Genomic DNA, 10,308 nt, shown 5'->3' with positions numbered 1-10,308 from the left:
TACATCATCAATTTTATTGCCGCTGAGGATACGTTTATAATGATTATAAACAGCCACACTCAAAGCAATTTTGGCATCATCCTGGCCGATTACATAATCACTCAGAATATCGGAAATTTCTTTAGAACTTTTCTTAAGCTTTCGGCAGTTTATCCAAACCAAGTAGGTTCCTTCAAGCGGAGTTACCGGGAAATCCGGCATTTCCTTTTCAAAGAATGATTTTAACGTTAAATAGTTTTCGTTAAGATAGGAGTTTAACTCTTCCAGCCAGTCGGCGCATTCATTGTATGCGGCGATAAGCGCGTCTATCCCGAAAGGCCCTATTAAAGCCGTTTCGTTGATATGCAAAGCTTTTTCTATTTTAGTGCGGATTTCTTTGTCCGCGCAGAAGATATTTGCCGTCTGCAGCCCGGCCAAATTAAAAGCTTTGCTTGGGGACGTGCATGTAATTGAATTAAGTAAAAAATCTTTATTTAAAGATGCGAAAGGCGTATAAACAAAGCCGGGGCGGATGAGTTCGCAGTGAATTTCGTCCGCAACGACGGCAATATTGTTTTTAAGGCAAATTTTCCCTATATGTTCGAGTTCCTCTTTGCTCCATACTCTGCCGGCCGGATTATGCGGGTTGCATAAAATCATGACTTTTGCGCGCGGATCTTCGGCTTTTTTTTGCAAATCTTCAAAGTCGATACGGTAAGAGCCGTTTTCGTAAATCAAAGGGTTTTCCAGCGTTTGGCAGGAGTTGTTTTCAACTGCGGAGAAAAAGCAGTTGTATACCGGCGTTTGGATGATAACTTTATCTTCCGGCCGGCAAAGGGCTTTTATTATCGCGGAAAGCGCGGACACCACGCCGGTAGTCGGCAATATCCAACCCGGCTGAACTTGCAGTCCGTGCCTGTTTTTAAACCATCGGCAGGAGGCTTCATAGTATCCGGCCGGCGGCAAAGCGTAACCGAAAACGCCGTGCTCCGCCCTTGCTTTTAAAGCTTTTATAATGGGCGGCGCGGCTTTAAAATCCATATCGGCCACCCAAAGGGGTATCATGTCGTCGTCGGAAGTAAAATCCCACTTTACCGACGCGGTTGAACGTCTTGGTATAATTTTGTCAAAATCATATTTCATTCAGCCCTCCGAGGGGCCGATATTTGAATTGAATTTAAGCCCCGGATTATATTTTACAAAAAGAACTCGTGCCTGCCGGAACATTTAGAGAGTTTCCTTTCCAAAACTTTCAGCATGATTTTAGCTTTCAGAGAATGCAGTCCCCTTGCGCGTTTTGGGCAGGCTTGGGTGCATGCCATGCAGGAAATGCATCTTAATGCGTCGGTGTACTTTGGGGATTCGGCGTCTATTGCGCCCGCCGGGCAAATTTGGAAGCAAGTTCTGCATTTGCTGCATTTTTCATTGCCTTCGGGGCGAAAGGGTACTTTCTCATAAGGCTTGAAAGGATAATGCCCTTTTACGAAAAAATCCCGCGCCAAGGCCGCTTCGTCGGCTAATTTGGCTTTAGTTTTCTCTATAAACTCGCCCAAAGAAGCTATATCTTTTTCATTCGGTCTGCCGGTTGAAATTTTTGGGAAAAACGCCAGCGGAACAGTAAAGGCGGCCGCCGCAAAAGGCTTAAAGCCTCTTTCAAAGGCCGATTTTTTAAGTTCCAAAAGGGCGTCGTCATAACCCGTGTTGCCGTGTATTATAAAAAGCAGAGCTTTTGCCCCGTTTCCGGAAAGATTGCCCAGCAAGCCGTTGTCTACCCGCGGCATTCTGCCGAAGTACGCCGGCGAGCCGATAATTACCAAATCATCTTCGTTAAAGGAGGTCTTGTTGACTCTTTTGTCGAAGTCGGTAAGATCCATCTCTTTAAAATTTTCGCTGAACATTTTTGCGGCGCAGCGGACGTAGAACTTTGTTGCGCCTATCGGGCTGAAATAAACGGCGTACACATTTTTGTATGGCATAAACCTGTTACCTTTCTAATTGATTTTTATTAATCGCAGCCGTATATTTTTGCATAAATATTCTATCAAAAAAGCAATGGCATTTTAGAATGATTTTTATTCGTTAAGTATAATATATCCCTTAAAATGGGGTAAAATATGGATAAATTTTTAGTCAAAAGTATAAAACCGCCGTGCGCGGAACGGGCGTTTTAAAGCTTTGCGGGGATAAATTTTGCATTTCCTTTTAAATTGCTATAATCATAATAAATGATATATGGAGATGGCATAATGTATAATTTTAATCCTTGGCATCACGTTTCCCCGGGCGATAAGGAAACCCTGCCCGATATCGTCAACGGCGTAATTGAAATCCCCAAAGGCACCCGCGCCAAATACGAGCTTGACAAAGAAAGCGGTATGCTCAGGTTGGACAGGGTTTTGTATTCCTCGGTTTATTATCCGGCCAATTACGGTTTTATTCCAAGAACTTACGGCGCGGACAAAGACCCTTTGGATATTTTGATACTTTCCCAGGCGGAAGTGGTGCCGATGTGCATAGTGCCGGCGCGTATTATAGGCGTTATGCGAATGCTTGACAACGGCGAAGCCGACGATAAAATCATCGCGGTGGCCAAGGGCGATCCTAACGTCAGCCACTATACCAATATTTCCGAACTGCCGGATCATTTGGTTTCGGAAACGTTGAGCTTCTTTGAAGATTACAAAAAACTGGAAAATAAAACCGTGGTCGTGGAAAAGATATTTGATAAGAACACCGCTGTGAAAATCCTTCAGGAGGCTTTTATCGCTTATGAGGAAAAATTCGTAAATTACAGCAATTTTTCCAAATGCTGCGATAAATAATTTCTTGTGTGTTTGATTTTAAGAGCCCGCTTCATGCGGGCTTTTTTGCGGCCAAATAAAAGTTAGCAATCCCACAGACTTTTCAAAATTTTTTCTCCTAAATTCTTAGGTTTTAACGCCGTGAAACAGAGCATAACAAAATCTTGTCTTTTGCTTAACCGTTGACTTGGAGCCAACTCCATGGTTTATAATATTTACGATGTTTTATAGGCGCATTTCGCGCCGCGGATTTATATATAAAGAAGAATCAATTATGACTGTTTATAAAAATCTTTCTTTAGGTTCCGAAAGGGCCTTGTATGCTATAAAGGACGCCGAGGTGAAAATTGCGTTTTCGCCGGGGCGGAAGACGGATAATCCGCATTAAAGGAGTGCAGAAACGTAAAAGTCAAGAACAGCGTTTTTGAACTTCGTTATCCTTTGTGGCATTTAAAAGGCGGCCTTATTGAAGATTGTAAAATGACGGAAAACTGCCGCGCGGCTTAAAACGCTTGGCGTTTTTTCCCGTTAATAAAGTTGTAGGGGAAAGGGGCTATTGCTGTTTTTTGCCGCCGAAATAGGGTTTGGCCAAGCCGGCTTTAAATAAGGCTGAGGCCAAGTCTTCCCCGTCGGACGTAACGTCGCAGAGCAGGCGGAAATATTTATCGCGCCCGCATTTTAAAAGATCCACTTGGCCGGCTTCAAGAAAGTTCTTTGTAAATTCCTTGGCTTTAAGTGCCGCTTGGCGTTTTTGCGAGTTTTTACTTTTTAGTTCCGGCGTATCAATGCCGCGCACGCGAACGGAAATATCTTTGCAAAAAACTTCGTCTGCGCAGGGTAAATCCACGGTAAAAGTATCTCCGTCTATAATGCGGGATAGTTTGACGTTTGCAAATGCGGAATAAGCCCGCCCGGCGTTAAGCGGCCCGGTTAGGTAAATTAATGACAACAAAACTAATATAAAATTACTATACCGCATAAACTAAGTATAATAAATTTATATTATTTTTTAAATATAGGTTTTAACCGTTAAGTCTTTTATAGCGGACGAACGATAAAAAATCCCCCGCAGTAACCCGGGGGATTTTTTGTAATTCTTGGTTTAATTTAGCCGTTTATTTGTTGTTATGATGACAGTGATGATGTCCTTCATCGTTATGCCCGTGGCAATGATGATGTTCTCCGCCGCAAGGGTTTTCCCCTTTGGTAATATTGCCGTCCAAATACTGGCGGACGACGGCTTCTATTTCAATTTCGGGGCAGCCGGTTATCACTTGTACACCGTTTTGTTGGAAAATTTGCATCGGCCTGTTGCCCATGCCGCCGGCAAGAACTATATTGGCTCCTTGGGCGGATATCCAGTTTGCGCTTTGGCAGGAAATGCCCTCTTCGGGGATTTTGTTTTCAATATTAATTATGCTTTTTGTTTCTTTATCTGCTTCTACAAAAGAAAAATATTCACAATTACCGAAATGTCCGCATAATTTGTTGTTGGCTGAAGGAATTACAATTTTCATAATTTTTTCTCCGTTTAATTTATCAATATTATTTTGTAAGATAATCGCACTTTCCAAAGCTTCGGTTTCCGTAATATTATGTTTTTCCGAATAGGCCCGTAATATTTTTAAAACGTCTTCGTTGATACGTCTGTTGAAAGGGACTTTCCGCTTGCAGGTTCTTTTCCTGCCGGCGCAGGCGCGTCTGCCTCCCCAGCATTTATTTACTTGGCGGCGGTTATCTTTATTGTTCATAATCTGATTATACAATATGCGTCTTGATAATGACAATACATAATCAAGATTGTTTTTAGCATTCATTTATAATATCGTCTTTCGGAACTTATAATAAAAGCAGTTTCGGCTTTTTGTAAGCTGTCAAATTAATAAGGAAGAATGGCTTTTTATGGCGGCAATTGAGGCAATATGGGATTCGCCCTGCGTAATTTCCCTGACGGAAAATTCGCCCATATGGGAGTGCGCTTCGCACCCGCCCTCGCGGTTTTTGCCTTTCGCGCTCGTAAGAGTAACGCGCATTTGTCGGTGCGGATCGCGCTCAAACAAAAACATCGCTCCGGGCTTCTCATCCCTACGCAAGGCCAAGCAGTTGGCCTTGCTCCAAATTCCCGTATAAATCAAAATACCCCCGGCAAAAGCCGGGGGTATTTAAATTTATACGGAGAGGGAGGGATTCGAACCCTCGATACCCTTTTGGGGTATACAGTCTTTCCAGGACTGCTCCTTCAACCGCTCGGACACCTCTCCAAAATCTGTACTATGCGCAAGGCAACACTCAACCTTGCCTATAAATTATAGCAAATACGCGCCTTAAAACCAAACTTTAAAATAAAATCCAAATATTTTCAAATACAAAACAAACGACAAAAGCTAAAAATTCTTCAAAAAATACGCTTATAAACCGCCGGGGCTTTAAAGGCCCCGGCAATAAATACGCACTTACTTTAAATACTCTTTAAAAAACGCCGTTATTTTATTGAAAGGTATCTTATCATAATTATCATACAAATCAACATGATTCGCCCCGGGAATAATCAGCAGTTCTTTGTTATCTCCTTTCAATTTCTTAAAAGCGTCCTCGCTGAAATAGCGGCTGTGCGCTTTCTCCCCGTGGATCATAAGCACTGCGTTTTCTATTTCCCCGCTGTAAGCGAGAATCGGCATAGTCATAAAAGAAAGAGCGGAAGACATATTGTCTTTGGCGGCAAAAACAAAAGATGAATTTAAGACTATGGACGACGGCTTTACTGGGAACATTTACGTCGGCTGTCCGGAATCGCAGTCAATCAGATATTTTGCAAAAGCTTTTAAAACGCTGCGCGTAAAATATCCTAAAATATGCTGCCACATATACAGCGGCAACAGAAGGGAAGTAACGGAAAAACTGGATAAAAGCATTTTGGATTTTGCTCTGCTTTCATCGGGCGAAAACAGCGGCAAATACACGTCTATCGAACTGCCGTTTAAAGATTCTTGGGGGCTTGTCATGCCGAGGACATCCCCTCTTGCCAAAAAGAAATATATTTTAACCGAAGAATTGCAAAACATACCTTTGATATGCTCCAGACAATGGATTGAACAAGATATGCATAAATGGTTCGGTAAAAATGCGGATAGACTTAATATCGCCGGAACTTACAATTTGGCCTATAATGCGGCGATATTGGCAAAGGAAGGGCTGGGATACGTTTTAACTTATGACAAGCTTGTAAACACAAGCAAAGGCAGCAAACTTTGTTTTCGCCCGGTAAAAAACGTGCCGGAAGCCAAAATGTACATAATCTGGAAGAAAGATCAAAAATTTTCTCAGGCGGCGGGGCTGATGTTTGCTGAACTAAAAAAACGCTTTCGCTGACTTTGGCATTATACGGCGGCTTTTGCGCCGGGCAAATCCCCCCTGCCCGGTACGGCTAGGCAAAAGCCGCCGGCGCGCCGCGAACCAAACGCAAAGCGCGTTTCCGCCGTTACTGAAAATTATTTTTCTTCATCGTCTTCTTCTACTTCAAAAGTAACTATCTGCCATTCTTCATCGTCAAGCTGGCCTAGCAGGGCTTTAAAAGCGGGCGTTAAATTATCTTCTTTCTTTTTGGACGTTTTTTCTTTCTTCTTGTCCATAATTACCTCACAATTTAAAGATATTCCGATTAAGCCCATAACCTAATACATTTTAATTATACTATAAATAAAATAGATTATTAATTTTTTAACGTATTCTCGCCGCCGGGCTTTTTAATGCGGGAAAGCCGCCTGTAAAAACGCCCGCCGCGCAAATTATTTTAGTAGAATTATTTTATGATGCTTACTGAATTTGACCTAAAAATTTCCGAAGATAATCCTTTCGCGCAAATAATCGGGGTGGATGAAGCCGGGCGCGGCCCTTTGGCCGGGCCGGTAACGGCTGCGGCATGCTATATTCCGCAGGAGCTTTACTCCCACCCTTTAATGGCAAAGATAAATGACAGCAAAAAACTTACCCCCGCCAAACGCGAAAAAATTTTTGACGAACTTATAACCCTGCCCGTGATGTGGCGTACGGGATACGCTTCCGCCGCGGAAATAGACAAACATAATATTTTACAGGCGACTTTTATCGCAATGCGGCGCGCATTGGCGGCTTTTGAAGGCAAAAACGCGCTTGTGCTGGTGGACGGGAACAAACTTATTCCTTTTATTCATCATCCGCAAAAAGCCGTTATCGGCGGCGACGCGCAATCCTTATGCGTAGCCGCGGCCAGCATAATAGCAAAAGTCAGCAGGGACAGATTTATGCAAGTGATTGACGGCAAATTCCCCCTCTATGATTTTGCCGGCCACAAAGGCTACGGCACAAAAAGCCACATAGCTTCCATAAAAGAATACGGCCCCTGCCCCCAGCACAGGATGACTTTTGAGCCGCTTCTTTCCATGTACAACGGGCTTTTCCCGACGGATAAAACCAATGTTTAGCTTTCTGCGCCGCCAAGGCGACAAGGCCGAAGAACGCGCCGCCAAATATCTTAAAGACAAAGGCTATAAAATTTTAAAGCGCAATTATCTCTGCCCTTTGGGCGAGGTGGATATTATCGCCCAAAAAGACGGCGCGATTGTTTTTGTTGAGGTTAAACAACGCTCAAGCGCGGATTTCGGCGGGGCGGCCGCGGCGGTTACAAAAGCAAAACAAAAAAAAGTCGCCAAAGCGGCCGCAAGCTTCCTTAAACAATCAAAAGCGGAGTACTCCTCCCTGATGTTTGATATAATAGCCATAACGGAAGACGAACTTGAGCACATACAAAACGCTTTTGTGCCAAGCGGATTATTTATATAAGGAGAAAGCCATGACACAGCTTCAAACAGTAAAGAAAGCGGCGGCGTACATCAATAAAAAAACTAAAAATTTTAAGCCTGAAACGGCTTTGATAACCGGCAGCGGCCTTGCCAATTCCGTGCCGGCTTTGGATAACAAAATAGTAATACCTTACGCCGAAATACCCGGTTTTTTGAGGAGCACCGTCGCCGGGCACAGCGGCAATTTGATTTTCGGCGAATACAAAGGCAAAAAAATAGCCGTAATGCAGGGGCGCTTCCACTATTATGAAGGCCACCCGATGAAAGACATCGCCATAGCCATACGCACTTTATGGATGCTCGGCGTAAAAAATTTGCTCGTTTCCGCGGCGGTAGGCTCAATAAACGCCAAATTAAAACCGGGCAGCCTCTGCGTACTTAAAGATCACATCAACTTAATGGCCAATAATCCTTTAATCGGCAATTACGACCCGGCCTTTGGCCCCATGTTCTGCGATATGACGGATACTTACGATAAAGAAATCGCGAAGAAGACCCTCGCCATAGCCAAAAAATACAAAATAAACGCTTTGCCGGGCGTATATTTGGCGGTAACCGGCCCCAACTTTGAAACCCCGGCGGAAATACAAGCCTTTAAAAAACTGGGCGCGGACGTAGTCGGTATGTCCACCGTGCCGGAAGTTATTACGGCCAGGCAGCTGGGCCTTAAAATTTGCGGCCTCAGCTGGGTTACAAATTTGGCCAGCGGCATTTCCAAAACGCCTTTAAGCCATAAAGAAACGCTGGAAGAAACTAAAAAGATAGAAGGTAAATTCGCAAAGATTTTGCAGGATTTGCTCGTTAAAATATAAGAATGATTGACAAAGTTAAAAGGCTGGGCAAAGAAACTTTAATCTATGGCACGTCAACCATAGTCGCCCGGCTTTTTAACTTTTTTTTGGTCCCGGTTTACACTTACTATTTGGCTTCAGCCGATTACGGCGTAATAGCGACGGTTTTTGCTTTTATGGCTTTGTTCAATATAATTTACCAATACGGTATGGACCAAGCCTATTTGCGCTTTGCGCAGGAACATAAGGATAAAACCGTATTTTCCACTCCGTTTACGGCCGTATTATTAAGTTCCGCCGCTTTATCCGCCCTTATCTATTTGGCAAGCCCTTACATAGCCTTGGCTTTGGGTATAGGCGCGCAAAACGCTTACCTTATAAAATACTGCTGCTTTATTTTGGCTTTGGACGCGCTTAATATAATCCCTTTTGCAAAATTAAGATTTGAGCACCGCGCATGGCGTTTTGTGGGGATAAGGACGGCTTCCATATTGGTCAACGTAGCCGGGAACCTTTTGGCTTTGGCTCATTTCGGAGCGGGCGTAGACGGCATTTTTATGGCCGGGATTTGGGCTTCTTTAACTTCTTTAGTGCTGCTTCTGCCCGTGATAAAAGAGGATTTTACCTTCCGCTTTGATAAGAAACTCTTTAAAGCCATGTTCGCCTTTTCCTGGCCTTTTATACCCGCCGGCGCGGCGAGCATAATGGTAAACGTGATAGACAAGCCTTTGCTTTCGCACTTGGCGGGGCTGAGCGAAGTCGGCATATATCAGGCCAATTTCAAAATAGGCGTTTTTATGATGCTGGCCGTTTCCATGTTCGACCAAGCCTGGCGGCCATTTTTCATACAGGCATCTTCCAAGCCGGACTGTAAAACTCTGTTTGCGGAAATTTTCACTTATTTCGCCGCGGCGGCAAGCTGGCTGTTTTTGGGTCTGGCCTTCCTTATACCGACGATAATTAAAACAAAATTCCTTGGTTTTAATCTTATACATTCAAATTATTGGTCCGGGATGAACATTATCCCTTTAGTGCTGGCCGGCTATTTGTTTTACGGGTTTTACATCAATTTTATGGTTGCGCCAGTACTAACCAAGAAAACCCGCTCTTTAATGTACATAACCCTTATCGGCGCGGCGGCAAGCATAGTAACGAATATTATTTTGGTGCCGCATATAGGCATAGTCGGCGCGGGCTGGGCCATATTCTCCAGCTATGCCGTAATGGCTTTATGCCTGTTTATCTTCCTGCAGAGAAATTATCCCATAGCTTACCAATACCGTAAACTTTCGCTTATGGCCGCGGCCGTTTTGCTTATGCTTTTGGCCAATATGTTTGCGGCGCAAATGAGCGATGCAAATGCGCTTATTTTAAGGATAATATTACTGGCTTTATATCCCGCGGCTATGTTCCTTATCATCAAAAAAGTAAGAACGGCAAAAGATTTTTAAACATAAACCCCGGCTTGCTTGCGGCAAACCGGGGCGGTTAGTTGAGAGGCTTTTCAGCCTTAAAAATTAAGAGCAATAACAATATACGGGGCCGGCAACCATTATGTAACCGTTTTCGGTTCCGCGGTTTACAATGCCGGTTTTATTTTTTTGTTCACAGCTGCAAGAACCTCTGGGGCTGTCTATCCAAACATAATCGCCGAACTCCTCCGCGATCTCGCTTTCCGTCATAGCAAATACGCCGCCTTCTATTCCGCCCCACTCGCAAGTGGGTTTTACACAAGCCCCCCAAGCCGACCATTGCCCCGTGCTTGTATTGCAGGTGCGTGTTCTGGTTCCGCAAACTTCGCAGGTTTCGGAAGAATTGCCGCTGCATTGGATAACAGTAGGGCAGCTTTTATCCCAATCGCTCCAAGAACCGTTTGAACAGCAGGTTCTTGTTTGAGTA

13 protein-coding genes, 1 tRNA gene and 2 pseudogenes are annotated in these 10,308 nt (G+C 43.9%); 7 read left to right on the top strand and 9 right to left on the bottom strand.

The genetic code is table 11. The features are described 5' to 3' along the window. Nucleotides 1–1,122, bottom strand: a 1,122-nt coding sequence (locus ACQY26_RS07335) for a MalY/PatB family protein (RefSeq protein WP_428048539.1), incomplete at its 3' end; no start/stop codon positions are given. Between the two features lie 53 nt (nt 1,123–1,175). Next, complete coding sequence (locus ACQY26_RS07330; protein WP_428048537.1) at nt 1,176–1,955, bottom strand: EFR1 family ferrodoxin; 780 nt, start codon at nt 1,953–1,955, stop codon at nt 1,176–1,178. Between the two features lie 270 nt (nt 1,956–2,225). Here ACQY26_RS07330 and ACQY26_RS07325 point away from each other — a divergent pair, with 270 nt between their 5' ends. Together ACQY26_RS07325 and ACQY26_RS07320 are read left to right on the top strand one after the other, a co-directional pair. Continuing rightward, complete coding sequence (locus ACQY26_RS07325) at nt 2,226–2,801, top strand: inorganic diphosphatase (RefSeq protein WP_428048541.1); 576 nt, start codon at nt 2,226–2,228, stop codon at nt 2,799–2,801. A gap of 369 nt (nt 2,802–3,170) precedes the next feature. Further along, nucleotides 3,171–3,287 (top strand): annotated as a pseudogene (locus ACQY26_RS07320) (DUF3737 family protein); the annotation flags it as partial. A 46-nt stretch (nt 3,288–3,333) separates the two neighbouring features. Here ACQY26_RS07320 and ACQY26_RS07315 read toward each other — a convergent pair. From ACQY26_RS07315 to ACQY26_RS07295, 5 genes and pseudogenes are all read right to left on the bottom strand, one after another. Next, nucleotides 3,334–3,729 carry a thermonuclease family protein gene (locus ACQY26_RS07315; RefSeq protein ID WP_428048535.1) on the bottom strand — a complete coding sequence of 132 codons (396 nt, stop codon included), beginning with the start codon at nt 3,727–3,729 and terminating at the stop codon, nt 3,334–3,336. Between the two features lie 166 nt (nt 3,730–3,895). Then, on the bottom strand, nt 3,896–4,531 hold the full coding sequence (locus ACQY26_RS07310) for a NifB/NifX family molybdenum-iron cluster-binding protein (protein WP_428048533.1): 636 nt from the start codon (nt 4,529–4,531) through the stop codon (nt 3,896–3,898). A 123-nt stretch (nt 4,532–4,654) separates the two neighbouring features. After that, entirely contained in the window at nt 4,655–4,915 is a 261-nt protein-coding gene (locus ACQY26_RS07305; RefSeq protein WP_428048531.1) for a hypothetical protein, read from the bottom strand. A 38-nt stretch (nt 4,916–4,953) separates the two neighbouring features. Beyond that, nucleotides 4,954–5,041 (bottom strand) — tRNA-Ser (locus ACQY26_RS07300). A gap of 192 nt (nt 5,042–5,233) precedes the next feature. Beyond that, nucleotides 5,234–5,488, bottom strand: a pseudogene (locus ACQY26_RS07295) (alpha/beta hydrolase); the annotation flags it as partial. 37 nt (nt 5,489–5,525) lie between these two features. Here ACQY26_RS07295 and ACQY26_RS07290 point away from each other — a divergent pair. Continuing rightward, the gene (locus ACQY26_RS07290) at nt 5,526–6,149 is read left to right on the top strand and encodes a LysR family transcriptional regulator substrate-binding protein (RefSeq protein WP_428048529.1); all 624 of its coding nucleotides are present in this window, start codon (nt 5,526–5,528) and stop codon (nt 6,147–6,149) included. Between the two features lie 119 nt (nt 6,150–6,268). On the opposite strand, the gene ACQY26_RS07285 is transcribed toward ACQY26_RS07290, so the two are convergent. After that, a complete protein-coding gene (locus ACQY26_RS07285; protein WP_428048527.1) occupies nt 6,269–6,409 on the bottom strand; it encodes a hypothetical protein in 141 nt (46 codons plus the stop codon). Between the two features lie 177 nt (nt 6,410–6,586). On the opposite strand from ACQY26_RS07285, the gene ACQY26_RS07280 reads away from it, so the two are divergent. From ACQY26_RS07280 to ACQY26_RS07265, 4 genes are read left to right on the top strand one after another with little or no spacing between them, the layout of a single operon-like run. Beyond that, a complete protein-coding gene (locus tag ACQY26_RS07280; protein ID WP_428048525.1) occupies nt 6,587–7,240 on the top strand; it encodes a ribonuclease HII in 654 nt (217 codons plus the stop codon). Continuing rightward, nucleotides 7,233–7,598, top strand: a complete 366-nt coding sequence (locus tag ACQY26_RS07275) for a YraN family protein (RefSeq protein ID WP_428048523.1) — start codon at nt 7,233–7,235, stop codon at nt 7,596–7,598. The genes ACQY26_RS07280 and ACQY26_RS07275 overlap by 8 nt, the downstream gene beginning before the upstream one ends. Before the next feature lie 10 nt (nt 7,599–7,608). Beyond that, the gene (locus ACQY26_RS07270) at nt 7,609–8,430 is read left to right on the top strand and encodes a purine-nucleoside phosphorylase (RefSeq protein ID WP_428048521.1); all 822 of its coding nucleotides are present in this window, start codon (nt 7,609–7,611) and stop codon (nt 8,428–8,430) included. Nucleotides 8,431–8,432: 2 nt separating this feature from the next. Continuing rightward, on the top strand, nt 8,433–9,860 hold the full coding sequence (locus ACQY26_RS07265) for a lipopolysaccharide biosynthesis protein (RefSeq protein WP_428048519.1): 1,428 nt from the start codon (nt 8,433–8,435) through the stop codon (nt 9,858–9,860). Between the two features lie 66 nt (nt 9,861–9,926). Here ACQY26_RS07265 and ACQY26_RS07260 read toward each other — a convergent pair. Beyond that, the coding region (locus ACQY26_RS07260; RefSeq protein WP_428048517.1) for a hypothetical protein at nt 9,927–10,308 on the bottom strand (382 nt) is incomplete at its 5' end.

Origin of the sequence: Candidatus Proelusimicrobium excrementi, from assembly GCF_937881865.1 — a bacterium.
GTDB classification, from domain to species: domain Bacteria; phylum Elusimicrobiota; class Elusimicrobia; order Elusimicrobiales; family Elusimicrobiaceae; genus Proelusimicrobium; species Proelusimicrobium excrementi.
This window is presented reverse-complemented; position numbering and strand designations above follow the sequence as displayed.

What these genes read in the sequence shown, in the direction of transcription:
- ACQY26_RS07330 (WP_428048537.1), bottom strand. Translation starts at nt 1,955, where the DNA reads ATGCCATACAAAAATGTGTACGCCGTTTATTTCAGCCCGATAGGCGCA.
- ACQY26_RS07325 (WP_428048541.1), top strand. Translation starts at nt 2,226, where the DNA reads ATGTATAATTTTAATCCTTGGCATCACGTTTCCCCGGGCGATAAGGAA.
- ACQY26_RS07310 (WP_428048533.1), bottom strand. Translation starts at nt 4,531, where the DNA reads ATGAACAATAAAGATAACCGCCGCCAAGTAAATAAATGCTGGGGAGGC.
- ACQY26_RS07290 (WP_428048529.1), top strand. Translation starts at nt 5,526, where the DNA reads ATGGACGACGGCTTTACTGGGAACATTTACGTCGGCTGTCCGGAATCG.
- ACQY26_RS07285 (WP_428048527.1), bottom strand. Translation starts at nt 6,409, where the DNA reads ATGGACAAGAAGAAAGAAAAAACGTCCAAAAAGAAAGAAGATAATTTA.
- ACQY26_RS07280 (WP_428048525.1), top strand. Translation starts at nt 6,587, where the DNA reads ATGATGCTTACTGAATTTGACCTAAAAATTTCCGAAGATAATCCTTTC.
- ACQY26_RS07275 (WP_428048523.1), top strand. Translation starts at nt 7,233, where the DNA reads ATGTTTAGCTTTCTGCGCCGCCAAGGCGACAAGGCCGAAGAACGCGCC.
- ACQY26_RS07270 (WP_428048521.1), top strand. Translation starts at nt 7,609, where the DNA reads ATGACACAGCTTCAAACAGTAAAGAAAGCGGCGGCGTACATCAATAAA.
- ACQY26_RS07265 (WP_428048519.1), top strand. Translation starts at nt 8,433, where the DNA reads ATGATTGACAAAGTTAAAAGGCTGGGCAAAGAAACTTTAATCTATGGC.